Below are 24974 nucleotides of genomic sequence, written 5' to 3'. Positions count from 1 at the left end.
ATTGACAGCGGGCTCCGGAAGGGATGGAATCCCGTCCCAGTACAACCGCCGTATTTGCGGCACGCGACCCGGACATGCCAAGATCCCGGGCCTCGGAATCCCCCGGGATCTCTCTCCCTTTCCCCCGTAAGCACAGTGAGGTGCAGGAAAGATGGACCGCTCTTCTCACTCCCGTTCCCGTCGATTCGCCCCTGTTGTGGCGATCGCCGCGGCGGCTGCCCTGACCCTCGCAGGCTGCTCCAGCAGCTCCGGGGGCAAGAAGTCCGAGGAGAGCGCAGACGGCGCCTCAGCGGGCAAGGCCTCCACTCCTCGGATGACGGTCGCGCTGGTGACGCACCAGTCGGCCGGTGACACCTTCTGGGACATCGTCCGCAAGGGTGCCGAGGCCGCGGCCGCCAAGGACAACGTCAAGCTGATCTACTCGAACGACCCCAGCGCGGCCAACCAGGCCAACCTGATCCAGAACGCCATCGACCAGAAGGTCGACGGCATCGCGGTCACCCTCGCCAAGCCGGACGCCCTGAAGGACGTCATCGGCAAGGCGAAGACGGCCGGCATCCCCGTGGTCGGCCTCAACTCCGGTGTCAGCGAGTGGCAGAAGCTCGGCCTGATGGAGTTCTTCGGCCAGGACGAGACCGTCGCCGGTGAGGCCCTCGGCAAGCGGCTCAACGAGGCCGGCGCCAAGAACGCCGTCTGTGTCGTCCAGGAGCAGGGCAACATCGGCCTGACCCAGCGCTGCGACGGCGTCGACAAGACCTTCGACGGCAAGCTCCAGACGCTGAACGTCAACGGCACGGACATGCCGTCCGTGAAGTCGACGATCACCGCCAAGCTCAGCCAGGACAAGTCCATCGACTACGTCGTCACCCTCGGCGCGCCCTTCGCGCTGACCGCGGTGCAGTCGGTGTCCGACGCGGGCAGCAAGGCGAAGATCGCCACCTTCGACCTCAACAAGGACCTGACGGGCGCCATCAGCAAGGGCACCATCGAGTTCGCGGTCGACCAGCAGCCGTACCTCCAGGGCTACCTCGCGATCGACTCGCTGTGGCTCTACAAGAACAACGGCAACTACATGGGCGGCGGCGAGCAGCCCGTGCTGACCGGCCCGGCCTTCGTGGACAAGACCAACGTCGACAAGGTGGCGGCGTTCGCCGCGAAGGGCACCCGGTGATGGGTATGACCCAGCATGCCGAGCCGGCGGTGACCACACCGCCGGCCCCCGGCCCGAAGGAGACCGACGGCCGGACCGCTCAGCGCCCCCTGGCGCTGCGTCTGCTGGCCCGCCCCGACATCGGTGTCTTCCTCGGTGCCATGGCGGTGTGGGTGTTCTTCCTCATCACCGCCCCGCCGGTGCGCGACGGCAGCTCGATGGCCAACATCCTGTACCAGTCGTCCACCATCGGGATCATGGCGCTCCCGGTCGCGCTGCTCATGATCGGTGGCGAGTTCGACCTCTCCTCCGGCGTCGCGGTCATCACCTCGGCGCTCACCGCGAGCATGCTCGCGTACCAGCTCACCCTGAACGTCTGGGCGGGCGTCATCGCCGCGCTCGTCGTGTCGCTGGCGATCGGGTTCCTCAACGGCTGGCTGGTGGTCAAGACCGGCCTGCCCAGCTTCCTGATCACCCTGGGCACGTTCCTGATCCTCCAGGGCGTCAACCTGGCGGTCACCAAGCTGGTCACCGGCAATGTGGCCACCGACGACATCAGCACCATGGACGGCTTCGCCGGCGCGAAGAAGGTCTTCGCCTCGTCCTTCGAGATCGGCGGCGTCCAGGTCAAGATCACCATCGTCTACTGGCTGGTCTTCGCCGCGATCGCCACCTGGGTGCTGCTGCGCACCAAGTACGGCAACTGGATCTTCGCCGTCGGCGGCAACAAGGACTCCGCGCGGGCCGTCGGTGTCCCGGTGACCTTCACGAAGATCTCCCTGTTCATGCTGGTCGGCTTCGGTGCCTGGTTCGTCGGCATGCACAACCTGTTCTCCTTCAACACCGTGCAGTCCGGCGAGGGCGTGGGCCAGGAGCTCATCTACATCTCCGCCGCGGTGATCGGCGGCTGTCTGCTGACCGGCGGCGCCGGCTCCGCGATCGGCCCGGTCTTCGGCGCGTTCATGTTCGGCATGGTGCAGCAGGGCATCGTCTACGCCGGCTGGAACCCGGACTGGTTCAAGGCCTTCCTCGGCGTGATGCTGCTCGGCGCCGTCCTGATCAATCTGTGGGTCAGCCGCACGGCGACCCGGAGGTGACCGCAATGACATCCAGCAACGAAGCCGGCACCCACGGCGCCGTCCTCACCGACGACGCCCCCGCCACCGACGGGGCGATCGTCGAACTCCGCAACGCCGGCAAGTCGTACGGCAACATCCGGGCCCTGCACGGTGTCGACCTGAAGGTCTTCCCCAACCAGGTCACCTGCGTCCTCGGGGACAACGGCGCCGGCAAGTCGACCCTCATCAAGATCATCTCCGGGCTGCACCAGCACACCGAGGGCGAGTTCCTCGTCGACGGCTCCCCGGTCCGCTTCAGCACCCCCCGCGAGGCTCTCGACAAGGGCATCGCCACCGTCTACCAGGACCTCGCCGTGGTCCCGCTGATGCCGGTGTGGCGCAACTTCTTCCTCGGCTCCGAGATGACCAAGGGCCCCTGGCCGGTGCGTCGCCTCGACATCGAGCAGATGAAGAAGACCGCGGACGAAGAGCTGCGCAACATGGGCATCGTCCTGGACAACCTGGACCAGCCCATCGGCACCCTCTCCGGCGGCCAGCGCCAGTGCGTCGCCATCGCCCGCGCCGTCTACTTCGGCGCCCGCGTCCTCATCCTGGACGAGCCGACCGCCGCCCTCGGCGTCAAGCAGTCCGGTGTCGTGCTGAAGTACATCGCCGCCGCCCGCGACCGCGGCCTCGGCGTCATCTTCATCACCCACAACCCGCACCACGCCTACATGGTCGGCGACCACTTCAGCGTCCTGCGCCTGGGCACCATGGAGCTCAACGCCTCCCGCGACGAGGTCAGCCTCGAAGAGCTCACCAACCACATGGCCGGCGGCTCCGAACTCGCCGCCCTCAAGCACGAGTTGTCCCAGGTCCGCGGCGTCGACGTCGAGGAGCTCCCCGAGGAGCAGGACCTCAAGGCACCGGTGGCGACGACCAAGGACGACGCGTCGTGACCGCCCTGGACCGCATCCGGGTCGGTTCCGCCCCCGACTCCTGGGGCGTCTGGTTCCCCGACGACCCGCAGCAGGTCCCCTGGGAACGCTTCCTGGACGAGGTCGCCGAAGCGGGCTACTCCTGGATCGAGCTGGGCCCCTACGGCTATCTCCCCACCGACCCCGCCCGGTTGACGGACGAGATCGCCCGGCGGGACCTCAAGGTGTCGGCCGGCACCGTCTTCACCGGCCTGCACCGCGGCCCCTCGGTGTGGGAGTCGACCTGGGAGCACGTCAGCCAGGTCGCCGCGCTCACCCAGGCGATGGGCGCCCGGCATCTTGTCGTCATCCCGTCGTTCTGGCGCGACGACAAGACCGCCGAGATCCTCGAACCCCCGGAGCTGACCCACGAACAGTGGGCCCACCTCACCAAGGGCGTGGAGCGGCTCGGCCATGAGGTGAAGGAGGCGTACGGCCTCGACATCGTCGTGCACCCGCACGCCGACACCCACCTCGACACCGAGGACCATGTCGAGCACTTCCTCGACTCGACCGACTCCGAGCTCGTCAACCTCTGCCTGGACACCGGTCACTACGCCTACTGCGGCGGCGACAGCGTCAAGCTGATCGAGACGTACGGCGAACGCATCGGCTACCTCCACCTCAAGCAGGTCGACCCGGCGGTCCTCGCCGACGTGGTGGCGAACGAGGTGCCGTTCGGGCCGGCGGTACAGCGCGGGGTGATGTGCGAACCACCCACCGGCGTACCGGAGTTGGAGCCGGTCCTGGTGGCCGCGCAGAAGCTCGGCGTGGAACTGTTCGCGATCGTCGAGCAGGACATGTACCCGTGCGAGCCGGACAAGCCACTGCCGATCGCGGTACGCACCCGCAAGTTCCTGCGGTCCTGCGGGGCCTGATCCCGCAGCGCCTCATCCTGCGGAGCCTGATCCTGCGGGGCTTGATCCCGCAGTGCCTGTTCCTGCGGAGCCTGAGAGGACGGTCATGACCCAGCGTGCGCCGCTCCAAGTCGCGGTCATCGGTACGGGAAAGATGGGCGCCGACCATGTGCGCCGGATCGAAGAGGTCATCAGCGGCGCACGGGTGAGCGCCGTCGTGGACGTCGACGCGGAGCGGGCCAAGGCCGTCGCGGCCCGCGTCGACGGCTGCACCGCCTACACCGACGCGGCGACGGCGCTCGCGGCGCCCGACGTCGACGCCGTACTCGTCGCCTCGTCGGGGCCGGCCCACGAGGCGGCACTGCTCACCGCCCTCGAACGCGACCTCCCGGTCCTGTGCGAGAAGCCGCTCACCCCGGACCCGGCATCCGCGCTGCGGGTGCTGGAGGCCGAGCGGAAGCTGGGCCACCGCCGCATCCAGGTCGGCTTCATGCGGCGCTACGACGCCGAGTACATGAAACTCAAGTCCCTGCTGGAGACAGGGCAGTTGGGCCGCCCCCTGATGGTGCACAACCGGCACCGCAACGCGGCCAGCCCGCCCTTCTTCACCAGCGACATGTTGGTCAGCGACTCGGTGGCGCACGAGACGGATGTGACCCGCTGGCTGCTCGGCCAGGAGATCACCGCCGTCACAGTGCTGCGCCCGAGACCGACGGCGAGCGCGCCGGACGGACTCCAGGACCCGCAGTTCGTGGTGTTCGAGACGGACGGCGGCGCGGTCGTCGACGTGGAGATCTTCGTCAACTGCGGCTTCGGCTACCAGGTCCAGGCGGAGGTGGTCTGCGAACGTGGCACCGCCCGCATCGGCGACGGCCACGCCATGGTCACCAACATGGCGGGGCGTTGGGGCGGCACCATCTCCCAGGACTTCATCGACCGCTTCGCCGACGCCTACGACCGCGAACTCCAGGTCTGGGTCGACGCGACACGGCGGGGCGAGGTGACGGGGCCGAGCACCTGGGACGGCTACGCGGCGGCCGCCGTGTGCGAGGCGGGCGTGCGGGCACTGAACGAAGGCGGCCGGGTGGAGGTGGAGTCGGTGGAGCGGCCGTCCCTGTACTGATCCACTTCCTCGCGACTGGACCTGCCCGGACAGGGGTCGGCGTCGCTAGGCGCTCCGCTGGATGTGCGGCGAAGTGTCGTTGTTCGGTTGCGGCGCCGTCGTGGCTGGTCGCGCAGTTCCCCGCGCCCCTGTGCGGCGGTGCCGAACCGTAGCGGACTTCGCCCGACCCGCTTAGCGTCCGGCCATGCTCCCTCTCCACGTCGTCGACGCCTTCGCCGGAAACCCGGCGGGCGTGTGTCTGCTGCCCGCCGGCGACTGGCCCGACGAGGCCTGGATGCAGCGGGTGGCGGCCGAACTGCGCCACTCCGAGACCGCGTTCGCCCTCCCCCTGTCCGCAGGGGACGAGGCGGACTGGGCCATCCGCTGGTTCACACCCGTGGTCGAGGCCAAGCTGTGCGGTCACGCCACCCTGGCCACGGCACACATCCTGCGCACCACCCGCGGGCTGCGCGGCGCGATCCGTTTCCGCAGCCGACCGCACGGCACACTCGTCGCCCACCTGGACGACAGCGGCGCCATCACCCTGGACTTCCCGACGAGGCCACCGTCCGGGCCCTGGCCCCCGACATGGACGCGGTGGCCGCGCTCACGGTCCGCGAGGGGCTGCGCGCCGTCACCGTCACCGCGGCGGCGGACGGGGCCGGAGGGCCGTACGACTTGGTGTCCCGCTTCTTCGCCCCCGCGAACGGCATCCCCGAGGACCCGGTCACGGGCAGCGCCCACACGGGCATGGTCCGCACCGAGGCGCGTGGGGACCGCGTCCGTCTGACCGGGGAGGCGGTCACGGTGCTCCGGGGAGAGCTCGTGTGAAGACGACCATCGCCCGACCGGGGCCGTTGTAGTCCTCCTCGACACGCGCCTGGAACCCCAGGCTGCGATGGAAGGCGACCGACCCTTCGTTGGCCACCGACGTGATCGCCTTCAGCCGGACGGCACCCTGCTCACGGGCGGCCTCGACGAACGCGGCGTACAGGTCGCGCCCGAGACCGGTGCCGCGGGTGTCGTCGCGGGTGGCGATCAGATGGACGTACCCCGTGCCGTCGGGGGTGACGAAGCCGATGAGGTAGCCGCGGATGCCGTCGTCGGCGCGGGCGGCCAGGCAGGTCGAGCCGAACTCCTGCACCAGGGCGAGGAGATGGAGCGAGCGCAGGTCTCGGTCGCCCCAGTAGCGGGGGTGGTCCGCCAAGACCCGCTGGACGTCGGTGACTTGGGCGGGGACGATGTGCACGGCCATGGGTCGATCATGGCAGGCGTGCAACCGGGGCGTGGACTCGGCTGTCCTTCCCAGGAGGGGGTGCACATGTGGGTTCTGCTGCCCGTCGTCCGCGCACTGGCCCGGCTCGCACCGGGGAGCGGCGGTCCGCTGCTCGGCGCCGTCCTGCTGCGCTGCCTCGCCCCCGACTGGGTGCTGCTGCGCCCGCGCCCGCCCGCACGGCAGCTGGCCTGGGCCGAGGAGGCGGTCGCCGTGCATCGCGCGTACCCGCGTGACCCGGACCGTCTGTCCCGAGCCCTGGCCGTCCACGCGCAGACCCTGCTCGCGGTGGGACGGTACACGGAGGCGTGCGCGGCGGCGGACGCCTCGGCCGCCGTACCGGGAGCCGACCCGTCGCCTGCGGAGACCGCGCACCTCCTCCATGTCCGGGCGCAGGCGCTCCTGGAACAGGGCGGAGCCGAGGAGGCGCTGGAAGCGGCCCGCAGTTGCGTCGCGGCGTACCGTCGTGGCCCGGCTCCGGCCGGCCGGGACCGCTCCCTGGGCTCGCTGCCGGGCGCCCTGCGCACCTATGCGCTGGTGCTCGGTGAGCTCGGGCACACGGAACAGTCCGTGCTGGTGTACGAGGAGTGTGCCGGGCTGCTGCGGTCCATGTCCTTTCGGGAGTCCGCGCGGTTCCTGCTCGTCCTACCGCGTGTGCTCGTGGAACTGGTCGGCGGGCTCAGGACTCTCGGGCGGTACGAGGAGGCCCTGGCGCTCGGTCCGGAGGCGCGGGAGTCATTGGGCGGCGGGGTCGCCTTCGCGTACCCCGTGATCGTTCCGCCCTTGCGCATACGGCTGTTGGTGGACCTGGCCGGCTGTCGGGATGCCACGGGCGACCGGGCGGGGGCCCGCGACACGGCCGAGGAGGCGGTCGACGCGGCGTGCGCGTGGACCACCCGGAACCAGTCGCAGGGCATACGGTGGCAAGGCGTGACGCTCTCCTGCCTGGCCGGGATCCTGGGCGAAATGGACGCGCCGGACGAGGAGTTGAGCACCCGCGAGCAGCTGGTCGCCGTCTACATGTTTCTCGCGAGCGAAGAGCCGGACCCGTACGACCCTCTGCTCGGGGAGGCCTTCGACGACCTGGCCCGCTGCCACCGGCGGGCCGGCGACCACACCGAGGCCGTCGTGGCCACCCGGCACGGCGTCGAGGCGTACCGGCGCGCAGTGGCCCGCGACGCGGCGCACGAGCCCGAACTGGCCCGCGCGCTCGCCAATCTGAGCATCCGTCAGGACGACGCGGGTGACGCGGAGTCGGCCGTGACGAGCGCCCGCGAGGCACTCGCCCTCACCCGGAGGCTGGCCGAGTCCGACTGGCAGACGTACCACCCGCTCACCGCCCGCCGCCTCCACGTCCTCGGCCAGGCACTCCAGGCCACCGGCGACGTCACCAAAACCGTGTCCTGCTACGAGGAGGCGGAGGCCGTGCTGGAGGAACACCGCGACCGCCCCGGCGCCGATGCCGACCTCGCCAGGATCCGTGACGTCCTCTCCGACGCCCTGCTCGCCAGGGTCGTCGTCGACGACCTCGACGCGAAGGTCGCGGACCTGCGCTCCCTCCTCGACCTCGCCGACCGCGCGGACACCGACTACGTCCACGCCAAGTGCTTCAGGGCGTTCAACCTGGCGCGCTCCGACGAGGTGGCGCGCGCCTGGCAGAGCGCGACGGGGGAGCCGTACCCGGGGTCCGTCTACCCCTTCAGGACCGACCGCGGCCGCGGCTCGAACCCCGCCGCACGGTAGCTCTCGTCGATCAGCGTCATCGTCGCCACCGCGTCGTCCGCGTCCAGCGGCACCGGCGTACCCTCACGCACCCGCGCCGCGAATGCCTCCAGCTGGTAGGTGTACGACGACCGGGTGCCGAGCCGCTCGGTCCGCTCGCCCTCGGAGGTGCGGACCACGACCCGGTCGTCCAGGTGCGGCAGCACGAAGTTCGGGGCGCTCACCTCGCCACGGCTGCCGATGATCCGGATGCCCATGTCCAGCCCGTCGTACGCCATGTGGCAGCGCGCCGACCCGGTGGCCCCGCCGGGGAACTCCAGCTCGGCGTCCAGCCATTCGTCGACGCCCGGCGCGCTCGCGCGCTCCCCGCCCCGCGCGGAGACGAGGCGTGGGGCGCCGCCCGCGAAGGGGGCGAGCATCCGCAGGGCGTGCAGGCTGTAGCAGCCCAGGTCCATCACGGCGCCGCCGGCCAGCGGCAGGGACCAGCGCGGGTCGGTGTCGGGCGGCGCGCCGATCGCGACCAGGGCCTCCACCCGCTCCAGGTCCCCGATCTCACCGCTCGCGAGGATCTCGTGCAGACGCCGGGTGACCGGGTGGAAGAGGTAGTGGAACGCCTCCATGAAGACGGTCCCGGACTTCGCCGCCGCCTCCCGCACCTCGGCGGCCTCCTCGGCGTTGCTCGCCGACGGCTTCTCGCTCAGCACATGCTTGCCCGCCGCGAGGGCGGCGAGGTTCCACGGCCCGTGCAGACCGTTGGCGAGCGGGTTGTAGACGACGTCGATCTCCGGATCGGCGAGCAGATCGGCGTACGAGTCCGCCACCCGCTCCACGCCGTGCTCGTCCGCGAACGCCTCGGCGCGGGACCGGTCGCGGGCGGCCACCGCGACAAGGCGGTGGCCGGTGATGCGGGCCGGGCCGACGAGGGAGTTCTCGGTGATGCGTGCGGCGCCCAGTACTCCGATGCGCAGTGGTTCCCGGCCCGGCTCGCTCATGCCTGCCGTACCTCCTCGATGGTGACAGGACGGTGCTCGTGCAGGGACAGTGTGCACGCCTCGGCGATCCAGCCGGCCTCCAGGGCGTCCTCGACCGTGCAGGGGGACGGGCGGTTGCCCGCCACCACCTCGGTGAACGCGGTGAGTTCGGCGCGGTAGGCCTCGGTGAAGCGGTCCATGAAGAAGTCGTGCGGCGTCCCGGCGGGGAAGGTCACGCCGGGTTCGACCGAGCGCAGCGGCAGCTTGTCCTCCAGGCCCACCGCGATGGAGTCCGTGAAGCCGTGGATCTCCATGCGGACGTCGTAACCCCGGGCGTTGTGACGGGAGTTGGAGATCACCGCGATGGTGCCGTCGTCGAGGGTGAGGAGCGCGCCGGTGGTGTCGGCGTCGCCCGCCTCCTTGATGTACTCGGCACCCCGGTTGCCGCCGACGGCGTACACCTCGACGACCTCGCGGCCGGTCACCCAGCGGATGATGTCGAAGTCGTGCACGGAACAGTCGCGGAAGATGCCGCCCGACGCGGCGACGTACGCGGCCGGCGGCGGCGCCGGGTCCAGGGTCGTCGAGCGTACGGTGTGCAGCTTGCCCAGCTCACCGGAGTGCACGGCGGCGCGCGCGGCGACGAACCCGGCGTCGAAGCGGCGGTTGTAGCCGATCTGGATCGGCACGTCCTTGCCCTGGATCGCCTTGAGGACCTCGACACCCTCGCTCATGTGCTTGGCGACGGGCTTCTCGCAGAAGACGGGGATGCCGGCCTCGACACCGGCCAGGATCAGCGCGGGGTGGGCGTCGGTCGCGGCCGCGACGACGATGCCGTCCACGTCGGCCGCCAGCAGGGCCTCGGGCGAGTCCACGACCTCGCCGCCGAACTTCTCCGCGGCGGTCTTGGCGGCGTCGGCGAACGGGTCGGTGAGCACGAGCGACTCGACCACGTCGAGTCCGGAGAGGGTCTCGGCGTGGAAGGCGCCGATGCGGCCGAGGCCGAGGATTCCGATGCGCATGGGGGTTGCAGCTCCTTGAGGGTTCTTACGAAAACGGTGGTGCTTGTCCCGCTGGTCGAGTCCGCCTAGTCCAGTCCGCCCAGCACGTTCTGGTCCCAGTCGATCACCGAACCGGTGACCACGCCCGACCGGTCCGACAGCAGCAGGACCACGAAGTCGGCGATCTCGTCCGGCTGGCCCAGCTTGCCCATGGGCAGCTTCTCGGCAGCCTGGTCCAGCCAGTCGTCCCCGGCGCCGTGGAAGGCCTTCTGCGTCGCGTCCTCGCCCTCGGTCGCGGTCCAGCCGATGTTGAGGCCGTTGATCCGGACCCGGTCCCAGCGGTGGGCGTGCGCCGCGTTGCGGGTCAGCCCGATGAGGCCGGCCTTGGCGGCGACGTAGGGCGCGAGGAACGGCTGCCCGCCGTGCGCGGAGGACGTGATGATGTTGACGACGGTGCCGGGGGCCTTGCGGGCCACCATGTCGGCGACCGCGGCCTGCATCGAGAAGAACGGCGCCTTGAGGTTGATCGCGATGTGCTGGTCGAACAGCTCCGGCGTGGTGTCGAGGAGCGTGCCCCGCGAGGTCAGCCCCGCCGAGTTCACCAGGCAGTCGATCCGGCCGTACGCGGCGACCACCTCGGTCACGGACGCCTTGGCCTGCTCGGCGTCCGCGAGGTCGGCGCGGACGAACAGCGCCTTGCCCCCGGCGGCCGTCAGCTCGGCGACCAGGGCCTCGCCCGGCTCCGGGCGCCGCCCCGACACGGCCACGACCGCGCCCTCGCGCACCGCGGCCCGTGCGATCGCGGCACCCACGCCCTGACTGCCGCCGTTGACGAGGACGACCTTGTCGTCGAGAAGTCCCATGAAACCCACGTCCTTTCCGCGTTCCTTCTAGCTCTCGCGCCGCTCGGCGCTCGCCCGCAGCTCGTCCCGCAGCGTCCGCGGCGTCCACCGCTCACGCAGCGCCCGCCGCACCAGATCCGCCTGCGAGGGCGGGGCCAGACCGTCCACCGGCGGGTCGCTGTCGAGGTTGGTGGGGAAGGGGTAGCCCTCCGCGCTCGCGGCGATCACGTTCTCCAGCCACTGATCGCCGACGCCCTCCGACGCGCGCCGCAGCAGCACGGGGTAGACCGCGTTGGTCACCGTCTCCCGGTCCACGGTCTCCATGGCGCGACCGAAGGCCGAGGACACCTGGAGCAGATTGGCCATGCGGCGTACGTCGGTGGTGCGGTTGGTGCCGGCGGCGTGGAACAGCGCCGGGTTGAAGAAGGCGGCGTCGCCCCGGGCGAGCGGGAGCTGGACGTGGTGCTTCTTGAAGTACTTCTGGAACTCCGGCCGCCGCCAGGCCAGATAGCCCGGCTCGTACGCCTGCGAGAACGGCAGGTACAGCGTCGGCCCCGACTCCACCGGCATGTCGCAGTGCGCGACCGCGCCCTGGAGGGTGAGCACGGGGGAGAGGCGGTGCACATGCGCCGGGTAGGCCGCGGCGACCTCGTCGGAGAGGAAACCGAGGTGGTAGTCGCGGTGCACGGTCTGGGCGAGGCCGCCCGGGTTGACCACGTTGATCTGGGAGGTCACCTGGTAGCCGGGGCCGAGCCAGGCCTCGGAGACGAGCGCGAGCACCGGGTTGGCGTAGTAGTCGGCGAAGGTCGACGGGTCGTAGAGGGCCGCCTTCTCCAGCGCGTTCCACACCCGCTCGTTCGCGCCGGGCTTGGCGAAGTGGTCGCCGGCCGTGGTGCCCGCCGCGTCCTGCTCGCGGATCAGTGAGTCGAACACCTTGGTGGCGCGGTCGACGACCTCGTGATCGCGGAACGCGCCCTTGAAGACCACCACTCCGGGCCCGTCGGAGAGGGCTCTGACGAGCTCCTCCTGGACGTCGCGGCGGTGCCCGGCGCCGAGCAGGCGCTCGGTGTCGTACAGCAGGACGTTCCGCTCCACCCCGGCGGCGTGCGGGTAGTCGGCGGGGTCGACGTTCCGCTCGACGAGCGCGCGGAAGGAGTCGAGGTCGCAGTCCTGCTCGGACAGCCAGGCACGGTGTTGTACGGCGGTGAAGGACATCTGTGTCCTCTCGGTGACAGGGGCGACTCAGCGCTGCCATTCTTGTCAGTACAAACCCGTCGAACAACCGGCAGGCGGCCATCAAAAACCCCTCAAGGAGCCAGTCCATGGGCCACCCCTTCCCGATCCGGGAGATCGCACGTCAGGCGGGCCTGAGCGAGGCCACCGTCGACCGCGTCCTGAACAGCAGGGGAGGAGTCCGTGACAGCACGGTCCGTGAGGTCCAGCAGGCCATCGCCGACCTGGACCGGCAGCGCACCCAGGTCAGGCTGGTCGGCCGCACCTTCATGATCGACATCGTGATGCAGGCGCCGGAGCGCTTCTCCACCGCCGTCCGGGCGGCCCTGGAGACGGAGCTGCCCGCCCTGCACCCGGCGGTCGTGCGCTCCCGCTTCCACTTCCGTGAGACCGGCCCGGCCCAGGAGCAGGTCGCCATCCTGGACCGGATAGCCCGCCGCGGCTCGCAGGGAGTGATCCTCAAGGCGCCGGACGTCCCCGAGGTCGCCGCCGCCGTCGGCCGCCTCGCCCAGGCCGGTATCCCCGTGGTCACCCTGGTCACCGACCTGCCCGCCACCCCGCGCCTCGCCTATGTCGGCATCGACAACCGTGCCGCCGGCGCGACCGCCGCGTACCTCATGGGCCAGTGGCTCGGCGACCGCCCCGGCAATGTCCTCACCAGCCTCAGCAGCGGCTTCTTCCGCAACGAGGAGGAGCGCGAGATGGGCTTCCGCAGCGCCATGCGGGCCCGCCACCCGGACCGCACCCTGGTCGAGATCGCCGAGGGTCAGGGCCTGGACGCCACCCAGTACGACCTCGTCCGGGCCGCGCTGGAACGCGACCCGGACATCCGTGCGGTCTACTCGATCGGCGGCGGCAACATCGCCACGCTCAAGGCCTTCGAGGACCTCGGCCGCAAGTGCGCGGTGTTCATCGCCCACGACCTCGACCACGACAACGACCGGCTGCTGCGCGAGCACCGGCTCTCCGCCGTCCTCCACCACGACCTGCGCCAGGACATGCGCGAGGCCTGCCACCTGGTCATGCGCGAGCACGGCGCGCTGCCGCCCGCGGGACCGACGGTGCCGTCCGCGATACAGGTCGTGACGCCCTACAACATGCCGACAGCGCTCACAGGCTGACCCACGAGCTCCGCTCCCTGCCGGCCGCGCTCGCTGGCTGACCGGCGAGTTGTGCTCCGTCGGCCGTGTTCACGGGCTGACCCACGAGCCCCGCTCTCCGCCGACCGCGCTCACAGCCTGACCCATGAGCCCCGCTCTCCGCCGGCCGCGCTCACAGGCTGATCCACGCGCCGCTCTCCGCCGACCGTGTCATCGCGTCCAGTACGACGGCACTGTGCACGGCGTCCGCGAGCGTCGCCCCGTACGAGGTGCCCTCGGCGATGGAGCGCAGGAAGCGGTGGCACTCGATCACCTTGAGGTCGTCGTAGCCCATCGCGTTCGCCGCGCCCGGCTGGAACGCCCCGAACTCGCCGTCGCCCGGCCCGACGTACACCGTGCTGACGGGCTGGTCCTGGTAGCTGGTGCCGCGGCTGACGCCCAGCTCGTTCATCCGCCGGAAGTCCCAGAACACCGCGCCCTTGGTGCCGTGCACCTCGAAGCCGTAGTTGTTCTGCTCGCCGACCGAGACCCGGCAGGCCTCCAGGACACCGCGGGCGCCGGAGGCGAAGCGCAGCAGGCAGTTGACGTAGTCCTCGTTCTCGACGGGCCCCAACTCGCCGCCGGAGGCACGGGAATGACCCGCGGTCGCGCCGGTGGGCCGGGCCCGTTCCGGCACGAAGACGGCGGTGTCGGCGATCAACGAGGCGATGTCCCCGAGCAGATACCGGGCCAGGTCGGCGCCGTGCGAGGCGAGGTCGCCCAGCACTCCGCTGCCGCCCCGCTCCTTCTCGTACCGCCAGGTGAGGGCGCCCTCGGGATGGGCCGCGTAGTCGCTGAAGAGACGGACGCGGACATGGGTGACCGTGCCGATGTCACCGGAGGCGATCAGCGCGCGGGCCGCCTCGACGGCGGGCGCGTTGCGGTAGTTGAAGCCGACCGCGCTGTGGATCCCCGCCTTCGCGGCCGCGTCCGCCACCGCCCGCGCGTCCTCGGCGCTCAGCCCCACCGGCTTCTCGATCCACAGGTGCTTGCCGGCCTGAGCCATCGCGACCCCGATCTCCCGGTGCAGGAAGTTCGGCGCGGTGACGCTGACGGCCCGCACCCGCGGATCGGCGGCCACGTCCCGCCAGCTCCGGGTCGTCGAGGCGAACCCGAACTGCGCGGCGGCCTCCTCGGCCCGCCCCGGCACCTCCTCGGCGACGGTCACGAGCTCCGGACGCAGGCCGAGGCGCGGATAGTGGTGCAGGACGCGGGAGTACGCCTGGGTGTGCACCCGTCCCATCCAGCCGAACCCGACGACGGCGACCCCGAGCGAATCCACCATGACAGCCCCTCTTTGGACCGGTCCACAATCTGTCCAGGCCACCCTGAGTCGCATTCCGCGAGGTGTCAACCCTTTGACAGGACAATGGCCCTCATGGAACGGTCCATACCATGAGACCTCCGACGATCCGCGACGTCGCCGACCGGGCCGGCGTCTCCAAGTCTCTGGTCTCCCTCGTGCTGCGCGGCTCCGAGCAGGTGCGCGAGGAGAAGCGGGAAGCCGTCCTCAGGGCCGTCCGCGAGCTCGGCTACCGCCCCAACGCCGCCGCCCGCAGCCTCAGCGAGCAGCGCACCCGCACGGTCGGCGTCCTCCTCAACGACCTGCGCAACCCCTGGTTCGTCGACCTCCTCGACGGCCTCAACTCCCTGCTGCACGACAACGGCCTGCACATGCTGATGGCCGACACCCGCCTCAACCGCCGCATCGGCCAGGACGTGACCGGCCCCTTCCTCGACCTGCGCGCCGACGGCCTGGTCGTCGTCGGCACCCTGCCCGACCCGGCAGCGCTCGGGGCGATCGCCGAGCGTATCCCGGTCGTCGTCGCGGGTGCCCGTGAGCCGGTCCTGCCGGGCGTGGACATGGTCGCCAACGACGACGAACAGGGCGCCCGCCTGGTCACCGAGCACCTCATCGGCCTCGGCCACCGCCGGATCGCGCACATCGCGGGGTACGGCGCCGTCGGTGAGCTGCGCCGGCGGAGCTTCGAGGCGACGATGCGGGCGCACGGCCTGGAGGGGGTGGTGGCGGCCAGCGACATGACGGAGGAGGGCGGCTACCGCACCACCGTCCGGCTGCTGAGCGGTCCCGACCGGCCCACCGCCGTCTTCGCCGTCAACGACATCGCCTCGGTCGGCGTCCTGTCGGCGGCCGAGGAACTGGGCCTGCGCGTCCCGCGCGACCTGTCCGTCGTCGGCTACGACAACACCCGCATCGCGAGCCTGCGCCACGTCTGGCTCACCACCGTCGACAGCGCCAACCACGAGGTCGGCCGCCGCGCGGCCCGCTGCCTCCTGGACCGTTTCGAGGACGGTGGAGGAGCGGGCCGGGTGCACCTGGCGGCGCCCACGTTGGAGATCCGCGGCACCACGGCGGAGCCACCGCCTACAGGTTGATGGCGTAGGCCTTCCGCAGCGTCTCGTGCACCGTCCACGTCGTACGGTCGCCCGCACGCAGTACGGCCATGTCGCCGGGCCCGACCGTCAGCGTCGCCCCGCCCTCGACCTCGATGGTCGCCGACCCGCTGATCACCACGAACAGCTCGTCCGCCTCGGTGTCGGTGACGACCCCCGGGGTGATCTGCCAGATCCCGCGGATCTGCTTGCCGTCCTGCGACTCCCAGACCACCTTCCCGGTCACCTCGGGCGTACCGGAGACGATCTGCTCCGGGGCGAGGGGCTCGGCGTCGAGCTCGGCGTCGGGAATGTGGACAACGAAACTGTGGGTCATGCGACGACCCTAGCCTCGCGGAACCGATCACCGCCGTGGACAGCATGTGCGGTATCGGCCCAGGTGAGAGGACACTCCGTCGGGGCCGAGCGGACTGGCGTGCGGCCCGGCCCCGGGCGATCGTGGAGGGCATGGCGGACACCCGGACTGCTGCCGCGGCCGAGCGGCACGCGCACGACACACGCGAGAGTCTCCTGTTCGGCGGCGTCTACGGCGCGGTCCTGGCCTGCTCGATGGTCGCCGCGCTCACCCAGTACGGCCACACCGACCAGGAGACCCGCCGCTACGACGCCGTCTGGCTCGTGGTCACGGCCCTGGCCTCCGCCCTCGCGCACGGCTACGCCCACTACATCGCCGAGCGCACCCCGCACCGCCGCGGCGACGCCCTGCGCACCCTCGTCAACGAGTGGCCCCTGGTCACCGCCGTCCTGCCCACGGTCCTCATCCTGGCGGGCGCGGGCTGGGGGTGGTGGCCCGCGAAGGGCGTGGAGTACGCGGCGTTCACCCTGAACATCACCCTGCTGTTCACCCTCGGCGTCGTCACGGCCCGCTGGTCGCACCGCTCCTGGCCCTACGCCCTGCTGATCGGCCTCGTGGACGCGCTGCTCGGCGTGGGGGTCGTGGTGGCCAACGCCGTCATCAAGTGAGTCGGCGCGCGGTGGACGCCGTGCACCTTGGGCCGGGCCGGGACCGCGAGGCCACGGGACGCGCAGCGTGAGCTCCTCGGCCGGCGCGGGCTCCTGGGGCCACTGCCGACACCTTCGACGGGCGCTGGCCGCTTGCCCCGTCCGGGTGGCCACCGGACGGTGAGGCGTCGCTCGACGGCGTGGTGCGCCGGGCCCTCCGGTTCGACCGACCGGCACGCGGGGGAAGGTGCCGACATGACCGAAGTCACCGACGAGGCGATCCACAGCCTGCACGCCACCGCCGACCCCCGCCTGCGCGAACTGCTCACGGCCCTGGTCCGCCACGTGCACGCCTTCGCGCACGAGACCCGGCTCACCCAGCGGGAGTGGGAAGCCGCGATCCGCTTCCTCACGGCGACCGGACAGTCCTGCACGGACACCCGGCAGGAGTTCATCCTCCTGTCGGACGTGCTGGGACTGTCGATGCTCGTCGAGACGATCCACAGCGAGGGCCACGGCACCGAGAACACGGTCCTGGGCCCCTTCCACATGACCGAGTCGCCGACGCGTGAACTCGGGGCGGACATCGACCTCATGGGCGGCGGCGAGCCGTGCGTGGTGAGCGGCCGGGTGCTCTCGACGGACGGAACTCCGCTGCCCGGCGCGGTGGTCGACGTCTGGCAGGCGAACGACCAGGGCTACTACGACGTCCAGCAGCCGCAGGTCCAGCCACCGGGCAACGGCCGCGGCCTGTTCACCACGGACGCGGAGGGCGGCTTCCGGTTCCGCACCTGCGTGCCCAGTTCGTACCCCATCCCCACGGACGGCCCGGTCGGCGACCTCCTGCGCGCCACCGGCCGGCACCCCTACCGCCCCGCGCACATCCACTTCATCGCCTCGGCCGCCGCACACGTCCCCGTCACCACGCACATCTTCGTGGCCGGCGACCCCTACCTCGCCTCCGACGCCGTGTTCGCCGTCAAGCAGAGCCTGGTCCGCGACTTCACACCCACCGACGACCCCTCCCTGGCAAAGGAGTTCGGCGTCCCGGCCCCCTTCCGGCACGCACGCGTCGACCTGGTGCTGGAGCGCTCATGACGGAGTTCGTCCACGAGTCCCCGCCCATGAGGGTCGTGCTGCGCCCCGGCGCCGCCACGACGGCGACCCCGGGCGAGGCCCAACGCCTGGGCCTGCGGCGGCTGTTGGTCGTCTCCGGCGCCCACGGTGCGTACACGGCCCGGGCGGTCGCCGACGCCCTCGGACCGGCCTGCGCGGGCCTGCACACCGGGGCCCGGATGCATGTCCCCGTGGAGGTCGCCGACCGGGCCGTCGAGGTGGCGCGGGCCGCGGGCGCCGACGGATGCGTCGCGGTCGGCGGCGGTTCGTCCATCGGCCTCGGCAAGGCGATCGCCCTGCGCACCGGCCTGCCGCTGATCGCCGTACCCACCACCTACTCCGGCTCCGAGGCGACCCCGGTCTGGGGCCTGACCGAACACGGCGCCAAACGCACCGGCCGCGACCCCTCCGTCCTGCCCCGCAGCATCGTCTACGACCCCGAACTCACCCTCTCCCTGCCCGTACCGCTCTCCGTGACCAGCGGCGTCAACGCCCTCGCGCACGGAGTCGAGGCGCTGTACGCCCCCGACACCTCGCCCCTCGTCGCGCTGATGGCCGAGGCCGGCGTACGGGCGATGGCCCGGGCGCTCCCGGCGGTGGCCGCCGACCCGGGCTCCCTCGACGCCCGTGGCCGCGCCCTGTACGGCGCCTGGCTCTGCGGCTCCTGCCTGGGCGCCACCACCATGGGCCTGCACCACAAGCTGTGCCATGTCCTCGGCGGCACCTTCGGCCTGCCGCACTCGCCGACCCACACGGTGGTCCTGCCCTACGCCCTCGCGTACAACGCGCCCGCGGTCCCCGACGCGGTGGCCGCCGTGGCCCGAGCCCTGGACGCGGACGAGGCGCCGACAGCCCTGTGGCAGTTGGCCACCAGCCTCGGCGCGCCCCGCTCCCTCGCCGAACTCGGCCTGAAGGAGGCCGACCTGGCGGTGGCCGCCGAACAGGTGGCGGGCCAGGCGTACGCCAACCCCAGGCAGGTCACGGCGGACGGGGCGCTCGCGGTGCTGCGGGCGGCGTACGAGGGCGGGCCGCCCTGACCGTCCGCAAGGAGCAAGGGCCCGCCCCCGGAGCGTGGAACTCCGGGGGCGGACCCTTGCCGTCGAGGAGCCTCAGGCCTTGACGCCGGTGACCTGCGCCGTCTGGGGCGAGCTGTCGTCAGGCGTCTGCGCCGGGACGGCGGCGCGCTTCTTCGGGATGAAGGAGGCGAGGACGAAGGCGAGGAGGGCCGCTCCGGCGCCGATCGCCATGACGACCTTGAAGCCGTTCTCGGAGGGCAGGGCGTAGCCGCCGAAGTCGGTGGTCATCTGGGCCAGGATCACACCGGCGATGGCGCTGGCGAAGGAGGTGCCGAGCGAGCGCATCAGGGTGTTGAGGCTGTTGGCCGCGGCGGTCTCGGACTCCGGGACGGCGCCCATGATCAGGGCGGGCATCGCACCGTAGGTGAAGCCGACGCCGCCGCCGATGACGCAGGAGACCAGGACGAGGTGCCAGACCTCGCTCATCAGGACGATGTTGAGCGCGTAGCCGGCGGCGACGATCAGCGCGCCGATCATCAGGGTGACCTTGGGGCCCTTGGCCTTGGTGATGCCCGCGGACACGGCGGACATGGCCATCATCACCAGGCCCTGCGGGGCGAGCACCAGACCGACGGTGAGCATGGACTTGCCGAGGCCGTAGCCGGTCTGCTCGGGCAGCTGGAGCAGCTGGGGAAGGACCAGGGACATCGCGAACATCGAGAAGCCGAGCGCGATCGAGGCGAGGTTGGTGAACAGCACCTGCGGGCGGGCGGTGGTGCGCAGGTCGACCAGCGGCTGCTTGGCCTTGAGCTCCCAGAAGCCCCAGGCCAGCAGGATCACGACGGCGGCGGCACCCAGGCCCAGCGTGGTGCCGGAGGTCCAGCCCCAGTCGGCGCCCTTGGAGACGGTCAGCAGCAGGGAGACCAGTCCGGCGGACAGACCGAACGAGCCGACGAGGTCGAAGCGGCCGCCGGTGCGGACCCTGGACTCCGGGATGACCAGCATGACCAGCGCGAAGGCCACGGCGCCCAGGACCGCCGAGGTCCAGAAGAGGAGGTGCCAGTCCCACTTGTCCGCGATGAACGCGGCGGCGGGCAGACCCAGGGCGCCGCCGACACCGAGCGAGGCGCTCATCAGGGCGGTGGACCCGGCGAGCCGCTCCGCGGGCAGCACATCGCGCATGATGCTGATGCCCAGCGGCACGACCGCGGCGGCCAGCCCCTGGAGCGCACGGCCGACGATCATCGGAACCAGCGAGTCGGCCAGGGCGCAGACCACCGAGCCGGAGACCAGCAGCACGATGCTGAGCAGCAGCATCCGGCGCTTGCCGAACATGTCACCCAGGCGCCCGACGACCGGCGTGGCCACGGCCGCGGCCAGCAGGGTGGCGGTGACGGCCCAGGCGGTGTCGGAGGCCGGGGCGTTCAGCAGCTTGGGCAGCTCCGGGACGATCGGGATGACCAGCGTCTGCATGAGGGAGACGACGATTCCGGCCAGGGCCAGCACCGCCACCACGGCGTTCGGCTTCGGCGAGGATGTCCCCGCCTCGGCGGGTCGGGCAAGGGCGTCGGACATGGCAGGGCCTCCGTGGACAAGAAGGATTGCTTGAGTTACTCAACCATAAGTGTATTGCTTGACTTAAGCAAGTGGATTCTCGACGGGTCCCACGGGCAGCTCGGCGACGACCTCGAAGCCGCCCTGCGCACGACGTCCCGCCCGGACGCGGCCGCCGACCGAAAGGGCGCGCTCACGCATCCCGACCAGGCCGTATCCGCCCGGGGCCGCGGTGGCGGGGACGCTGCCGCCGTTGGTGACCGCGATGCCGAGGAGCCCGGGGGAGTAGGTGAGCCGCACCTCGGCGGAGCCGGTGTCGGCGTGCTTGGTGACGTTGGTGAGCGCCTCCTGGACGATGCGGTACGCCGTGAGGTCCGCGCCGGCGGGGAGCTGCCGCGGCTCGCCTTCGGTGACGACGTCCACCGTGAGACCGGCGTGCCGGAACGAGGCGGCGAGATCGGGCAGCCGGGCGAGCCCGACCGGTGGGTTCCCCTCGTCGGGGGCGTGCCTCAACAGGCCCACGGTCGCCCTGAGTTCGCGCATCGCGGCCGCGGTCGTACCGCCCAGGTCGAGGGCCAGCCGTCCGGCCTCCTCGGGTCGCGCGGGCAGGTGCCTGGCGAGCGCGCCGGCCTGGAGGTTGGCGAGGACGAGGTGATGGGCGACCACGTCGTGCAGGTCCCGGGCGATACGCACCCGCTCCTCGGCGACCCGGCGCCGTGCCTCCTCCTCCCGCGTCCGCTCCGCGTCCTCGGCCCGGGCCCGCACCGCGTCGAGATAGGCGGTGCGCAGCCGGGCCACCGTCCCGAGGGAGGTGGGCAGCAGCAGCCATGCGGTGGGGCCGAGCAGTTTGAGCACCAGGGGTTCGTCGGTGGGGCCCGCGAGCAGCGAGGTGATCACCAGGACGGCGATGGCCGCGCAGGCGGCGGTGTTGGCGGTTCTGCGGTCGGTGCGCACGGCCAGCGAGTACAGCGCGACCATCAGCGGCCCGAGCAGCAGGACCGTGAGGAGGTAGCCGAGCGCGGACGAGACCGCGGCGCACGCCAGGGCCACCGCGACTGTCGTACGGGGGCGGCCGCGGTGCCACAGCAGGGCGAGGCAGCCGCCGCCGGCGAGCAGGATGCCGGGCCACCAGGGGACCTGGAGGTCGTGGCCGGGAAGGGTGACGACACTGCCGGGAAACGCGCACACGAACAGTGCGGTGGACACGGCCGCGTCGACGGGGAGGGGGCGGGTTCGCCGGTTGTCGGTCATGAGTGGGGGGTTCCAGTCCGGGTACGAGGTTCCCGCGGTCGGCGGGAACCCCGTAGGCCGATGGCCGTCTGCGCGGGGCGGCTGAAGCGCCTCAGCGGGGTACGGGGCCGCTGCGCGCGGGGGCGCGACCGGCCACGACGGCGCCGCGGTGGACGACGGCCTGGTTCGGCGTCACCGACGGACCGTTCACGCCTCGCCGTCGAACGTGACGACGACCTTCTCCGCGGCCCCCGGCGTCAGCGCCAGCTCGAAGGCCCGCTCCACCTCGTCGAACGGCACCCGGTGGCTGATCAGCTCGGCGAACCGCTCGTGGTGCTCGACGAGTTCGGCGGTGACCTCGAAGATCTCGGTGGGGTAGCCCTGCGAGGCGATCAGCGTCAGCTCGCTGCGCAGCATGCCGCCGAGGTCGATGGCGTCGGACTTCTTCTGCACGGCGACCATGACGAGCTTGGCGTGCCACTTGGCGTTGTCGACGACGGTCTGGAAGACGGCGGGGGCGCCGGCGGCGTCGAGGTAGATGTCGGTGCCGGGCCGGGGCTGGCCGAGGGCGTTGGCGGCCCGGCCGTGCAGTTCCGTCAGCCGTTCGGTGACGTTCTCCGTGGCCGAGTTGATGACGGCGTCGGCGCCGACCGCGAGCGCGGTCTCCAGGCGCTCGGGAAGGATGTCGACGACCACGACGTGCTCCACGCCCCGCAGCTTCAGCCAGATGGCGGCGCCCAGTCCGATGGGCCCGGCACCGAAGACGACGACCTTGTCGGCGGGCTCGGCCCCGGAGCGGTTGACGGCGTGCCGGGCGACCGCCATCGGCTCGTTCAACGAGGCGACCTCGAAGGGCACGGTGTCGGGGAAGACCGCGACGTTCTTGCCGGTCTCGACGCCCTCGATGAGCAGGTACTCGCTCATGGCACCGTGCGCGCCGCCGCAGCCGATGATCCCGGAGGGCACGCCCTGCGGGTTCACCACGACCCGGTCACCGACCTTGACGTCGGTGACCTCGGCGCCGACCTCGACGATCTCACCGGCGGGCTCGTGGCCCAGGGGGATCGCCCGCATCGAGCCGTCGGCACCGGCCGGCATGCCGCCGAGATGCAGGAAGAAGGTGTCGGTGCCGCAGATCCCGCAGGCGCGGATCCTGACGAGCGCGTCCGCGGGACCGGGGGCGGGGCGCTCGACGTCCCGCACGTCGACCTTGTCCTTGGCGGTGAGGACGGACTTCATCGTGGCCATGGAGAGTCTCGCTTTCTGGAGGTACTGCCAAGAGGTGTTGCCGGACTCGGGCGAGTCCTGACGGGCGGGGCGCAAGGGTGACCCGACCGGAGTCGTGGATGTCACCGGGGCCGGCGGCGGGCGGGGGGAGTTGCCCGGCCGCCGGGCCCGATGACCGCGCCGTACCCCGTCCCCACGGGTCGGGCGCGAGGGGCCGCATCCGCTCAATGCGGCCCCGGTCCGGGGGTGCGTGGTCAGGGGTGGTCGAGCACCTCCGACCGACGCGGACCGGTTTACTTGAGTTAGGCAAGCACAGTTGCATTACTTAAGTCAAGCAACCAACTTCATATTGCTTAAGTTAGGCAAGTACCTCTAGGGTGGTGCCATGACCGCAGAAGCGCCGGCCTCCGCGACCCTGGCAGAGATAGAGCGGGTCCTCAGCCGGGTCACCTACCTGGCCGGGCGGAGCCGACGCCACGAGCGACTCATGGCGATGGCCGGGGTGCCGCTCGACCGCGCGGCGGTCGCGATCCTGCGGCACATCGCGGAGAGCGAGCCGCTGCGCCCCGGGGTGCTGGCGGTCCGGCTCTCCGTCGAGGCCTCCCATGTCACCCGTCAGCTGCGGCAGTTGGAGCGCGGCGGGTATGTGATCCGGGTCGCGGACCCGGACGACCGCCGGGCCCAGCGTGTCCAGCTCACCGACGCGGGCCTGGCCGCGGTCGGCCGGGTCCGCGAGGTCGGCCGCCGCTACCTCGAACAGGCCCTGGGTGACTGGTCCGACGACGACCTGAGACAGCTGGCCGCCCTCTTCCACCGGCTCGTCGACGACTTCGCCGGCCATGCCGAGGACCGTGTCGACCCCGCGCTCTCCGTCTGACCGTACCGCCGCCCGGACCCCACGATTGGTCGTGCCATGTACGCGCATCTCCTGGAGAAACCGTCACCGCCCCGCGGCGACGGACAGCACGTCCTGGTCGTCGTGGGCGACCCCGGCGACGCCGAACTGCTCACCACCACCCTGGAGTTGGCCGGCTACCGGGTCGGCACCGCGGACAGCGGCGCCGAGGGCATGGCACGGCTCACCCGGCAGCGGTTCGACCTGGTGGTCCTCGACGCCACGCTGCCCGACCTGCCGGACCTCGCCCGGGGCCGCCGGATGGCCCCCGCGGACCGGCCCCCACTGCTCTTCCTGGCCTCCTGCGACTCCCTGCACCGGCTGCTGCCCGAACTCGGCCTGGGCGAGGAGGACTACGTCATCAAACCCGTACGCGTCGCCGAGGTACTGGCCCGGGCGCAGGTGCTCCTGCGCCGCCGATGTCCCGGGCGGTATGCCGGGATGCCCGGATACGGCGATCTGGTCCTGGACGACACGACGTGCCGCGCCCGCCGGGGGTCCCGGCCGCTCGACCTCACGCCCGCCGAGTACCGGCTGCTGCGCCATCTCCTCGCCAACGCGGGGCGCGTGCTGTCGAAGGAGCAGATCAGCCGGCATGTGTGGGGGGAGTTCCGGGGACACCAGGCGATCGAGAAGCTCGTCTCCCGACTGCGGCACAAGGTGGACGAGGAGGGGCCCTCGCTGATCCACACGCGTCGGGGGTTCGGTTACTGGCTCGGCGGCTAGGGGCGTCCTGCGGATCGGGCGTCGGTATCGAGGGTTCCTCCTCGCGCGTGAAGCTGAGCACCGACGGTGACACTGTCGGGGTCCGACGCCCTTGAGGCCATGGGGGCACGCGCGAGGGCGGTCCTGGGGCGCCCTGGGCCTTCGGCCGGGACGTGCCGATGCTCAGCGCGTTCGGCGCGACGACGGCCCGTTCAGGCCGACCGAGCACCTGTCCGACGTCGAGAGGACGATCCACCCGACCGCGGCGGCCAGGACCGGGTCGACGTTCTGAGCAGGCCGAACGCCGGAGCAGGTACCCGGCGCGGCGCGTGCCTGTGGCCTCCCGTCGTGTGCCGTCCCGTGGATGAGCGGCGGTTGCGGTTCGAGTCCGCCGTCGCCGGTAGGGAGCGGCGGAGGTGTGTCACGGCCGCCGACGATCCGCACCCCCACACCCCCCCCTGTCCCTTATCCACATCTCCGAGCCCACGAGCCTCCTGAGCAGCTCGTATGCCCTCTTCTCCTTCAAAACACAAAACCACACAACACCAG

The 24974-nt window shown here is 71.5% G+C and carries 23 protein-coding genes and 1 pseudogene; 14 read left to right on the top strand and 10 right to left on the bottom strand.

The window, feature by feature from the left end; all coding sequences use genetic code 11:
• The first annotated feature begins 151 nt into the window (after positions 1-151).
• The 6 genes and pseudogenes from HLK59_RS26615 to HLK59_RS26590 all read left to right on the top strand — a co-directional run bounded on the left by HLK59_RS26615 (position 152) and on the right by HLK59_RS26590 (position 5975).
• The gene (locus HLK59_RS26615; RefSeq protein ID WP_171144048.1) at positions 152-1171 is read left to right on the top strand and encodes a sugar ABC transporter substrate-binding protein; all 1020 of its coding nucleotides are present in this window, start codon (positions 152-154) and stop codon (positions 1169-1171) included.
• Entirely contained in the window at positions 1171-2247 is a 1077-nt protein-coding gene (locus HLK59_RS26610) for an ABC transporter permease (protein WP_171144047.1), read from the top strand. The genes HLK59_RS26615 and HLK59_RS26610 overlap by 1 nt, the downstream gene beginning before the upstream one ends.
• Positions 2248-2252: 5 nt before the next feature.
• On the top strand, positions 2253-3167 hold the full coding sequence (locus HLK59_RS26605) for an ATP-binding cassette domain-containing protein (RefSeq protein ID WP_171144046.1): 915 nt from the start codon (positions 2253-2255) through the stop codon (positions 3165-3167).
• A complete protein-coding gene (locus HLK59_RS26600; protein ID WP_171144045.1) occupies positions 3164-4063 on the top strand; it encodes a sugar phosphate isomerase/epimerase in 900 nt (299 codons plus the stop codon). The genes HLK59_RS26605 and HLK59_RS26600 overlap by 4 nt, the downstream gene beginning before the upstream one ends.
• 85 nt (positions 4064-4148) lie before the next feature.
• Positions 4149-5165 carry a Gfo/Idh/MocA family oxidoreductase gene (locus HLK59_RS26595; protein ID WP_171144044.1) on the top strand — a complete coding sequence of 339 codons (1017 nt, stop codon included), beginning with the start codon at positions 4149-4151 and terminating at the stop codon, positions 5163-5165.
• Between the two features lie 184 nt (positions 5166-5349).
• A pseudogene (locus HLK59_RS26590) lies at positions 5350-5975 on the top strand (PhzF family phenazine biosynthesis protein).
• On the opposite strand, the gene HLK59_RS26585 reads toward HLK59_RS26590, so the two are convergent.
• Positions 5947-6399: a GNAT family N-acetyltransferase gene (locus HLK59_RS26585; RefSeq protein WP_171144043.1), complete on the bottom strand. Its 453-nt coding sequence runs from the start codon at positions 6397-6399 to the stop codon at positions 5947-5949. The pseudogene HLK59_RS26590 and the gene HLK59_RS26585 overlap by 29 nt on opposite strands.
• 66 nt (positions 6400-6465) lie before the next feature.
• Between HLK59_RS26585 and HLK59_RS26580 the strand changes: the two genes are divergently transcribed.
• Positions 6466-8160, top strand: a complete 1695-nt coding sequence (locus HLK59_RS26580; RefSeq protein WP_171144042.1) for a tetratricopeptide repeat protein — start codon at positions 6466-6468, stop codon at positions 8158-8160.
• Here HLK59_RS26580 and HLK59_RS26575 read toward each other — a convergent pair.
• From HLK59_RS26575 to HLK59_RS26560, 4 genes are all read right to left on the bottom strand, one after another.
• Positions 8109-9131 (bottom strand): Gfo/Idh/MocA family oxidoreductase, encoded by a 1023-nt coding sequence (locus HLK59_RS26575; protein WP_171144041.1) that lies wholly within the window; start codon positions 9129-9131, stop codon positions 8109-8111. The genes HLK59_RS26580 and HLK59_RS26575 overlap by 52 nt on opposite strands.
• Positions 9128-10132, bottom strand: coding sequence for a Gfo/Idh/MocA family oxidoreductase (locus tag HLK59_RS26570; RefSeq protein WP_171144040.1), 1005 nt, complete (start codon positions 10130-10132; stop codon positions 9128-9130). Before HLK59_RS26570 ends, HLK59_RS26575 begins: the two co-directional genes overlap by 4 nt.
• A 65-nt stretch (positions 10133-10197) precedes the next feature.
• Positions 10198-10974 carry an SDR family oxidoreductase gene (locus tag HLK59_RS26565; RefSeq protein ID WP_171144039.1) on the bottom strand — a complete coding sequence of 259 codons (777 nt, stop codon included), beginning with the start codon at positions 10972-10974 and terminating at the stop codon, positions 10198-10200.
• A 27-nt stretch (positions 10975-11001) separates the two neighbouring features.
• On the bottom strand, positions 11002-12168 hold the full coding sequence (locus HLK59_RS26560) for a phytanoyl-CoA dioxygenase family protein (protein ID WP_171144038.1): 1167 nt from the start codon (positions 12166-12168) through the stop codon (positions 11002-11004).
• A gap of 107 nt (positions 12169-12275) precedes the next feature.
• Between HLK59_RS26560 and HLK59_RS26555 the strand changes: the two genes are divergently transcribed.
• Positions 12276-13307 (top strand): LacI family DNA-binding transcriptional regulator, encoded by a 1032-nt coding sequence (locus HLK59_RS26555; protein WP_171144037.1) that lies wholly within the window; start codon positions 12276-12278, stop codon positions 13305-13307.
• Positions 13308-13458: 151 nt separating this feature from the next.
• Here HLK59_RS26555 and HLK59_RS26550 read toward each other — a convergent pair whose 3' ends face one another.
• The gene (locus HLK59_RS26550) at positions 13459-14610 is read right to left on the bottom strand and encodes a Gfo/Idh/MocA family oxidoreductase (RefSeq protein WP_171144036.1); all 1152 of its coding nucleotides are present in this window, start codon (positions 14608-14610) and stop codon (positions 13459-13461) included.
• A gap of 110 nt (positions 14611-14720) precedes the next feature.
• Between HLK59_RS26550 and HLK59_RS26545 the strand changes: the two genes are divergently transcribed.
• Positions 14721-15722, top strand: coding sequence for a LacI family DNA-binding transcriptional regulator (locus HLK59_RS26545; protein WP_171144035.1), 1002 nt, complete (start codon positions 14721-14723; stop codon positions 15720-15722).
• Here the strand turns inward: HLK59_RS26545 and HLK59_RS26540 are convergent.
• Positions 15712-16056: a cupin domain-containing protein gene (locus HLK59_RS26540; protein WP_171144034.1), complete on the bottom strand. Its 345-nt coding sequence runs from the start codon at positions 16054-16056 to the stop codon at positions 15712-15714. The two genes, HLK59_RS26545 and HLK59_RS26540, sit on opposite strands and share 11 nt — an antisense overlap.
• A gap of 131 nt (positions 16057-16187) precedes the next feature.
• On the opposite strand from HLK59_RS26540, the gene HLK59_RS26535 reads away from it, so the two are divergent.
• The 3 genes from HLK59_RS26535 (at position 16188) to HLK59_RS26525 (ending at position 18835) form a co-directional block, all read left to right on the top strand.
• The gene (locus HLK59_RS26535; RefSeq protein WP_171144033.1) at positions 16188-16703 is read left to right on the top strand and encodes a hypothetical protein; all 516 of its coding nucleotides are present in this window, start codon (positions 16188-16190) and stop codon (positions 16701-16703) included.
• A 234-nt stretch (positions 16704-16937) separates the two neighbouring features.
• Positions 16938-17780, top strand: a complete 843-nt coding sequence (locus tag HLK59_RS26530) for a dioxygenase (protein WP_171144032.1) — start codon at positions 16938-16940, stop codon at positions 17778-17780.
• Positions 17777-18835, top strand: a complete 1059-nt coding sequence (locus HLK59_RS26525; protein ID WP_171144031.1) for a maleylacetate reductase — start codon at positions 17777-17779, stop codon at positions 18833-18835. The genes HLK59_RS26530 and HLK59_RS26525 overlap by 4 nt, the downstream gene beginning before the upstream one ends.
• Positions 18836-18907: 72 nt before the next feature.
• On the opposite strand, the gene HLK59_RS26520 is transcribed toward HLK59_RS26525, so the two are convergent.
• The 3 genes from HLK59_RS26520 to HLK59_RS26510 all read right to left on the bottom strand — a co-directional run bounded on the left by HLK59_RS26520 (position 18908) and on the right by HLK59_RS26510 (position 22846).
• Positions 18908-20389 carry an MFS transporter gene (locus HLK59_RS26520; protein ID WP_171144030.1) on the bottom strand — a complete coding sequence of 494 codons (1482 nt, stop codon included), beginning with the start codon at positions 20387-20389 and terminating at the stop codon, positions 18908-18910.
• A 63-nt stretch (positions 20390-20452) separates the two neighbouring features.
• The gene (locus HLK59_RS26515) at positions 20453-21619 is read right to left on the bottom strand and encodes a histidine kinase (protein ID WP_171144029.1); all 1167 of its coding nucleotides are present in this window, start codon (positions 21617-21619) and stop codon (positions 20453-20455) included.
• Between the two features lie 186 nt (positions 21620-21805).
• Complete coding sequence (locus tag HLK59_RS26510; RefSeq protein ID WP_206327619.1) at positions 21806-22846, bottom strand: zinc-binding dehydrogenase; 1041 nt, start codon at positions 22844-22846, stop codon at positions 21806-21808.
• Positions 22847-23210: 364 nt separating this feature from the next.
• On the opposite strand from HLK59_RS26510, the gene HLK59_RS26505 reads away from it, so the two are divergent.
• Positions 23211-23702 (top strand): MarR family transcriptional regulator, encoded by a 492-nt coding sequence (locus HLK59_RS26505; RefSeq protein ID WP_171144028.1) that lies wholly within the window; start codon positions 23211-23213, stop codon positions 23700-23702.
• A 36-nt stretch (positions 23703-23738) separates the two neighbouring features.
• Positions 23739-24446: a response regulator transcription factor gene (locus tag HLK59_RS26500; RefSeq protein WP_171144027.1), complete on the top strand. Its 708-nt coding sequence runs from the start codon at positions 23739-23741 to the stop codon at positions 24444-24446.
• Positions 24447-24974 lie beyond the last annotated feature (528 nt).

The sequence above is a fragment of the Streptomyces sp. S3(2020) genome, assembly GCF_013044505.1.
GTDB lineage: Bacteria > Actinomycetota > Actinomycetes > Streptomycetales > Streptomycetaceae > Streptomyces.
This window is presented reverse-complemented; position numbering and strand designations above follow the sequence as displayed.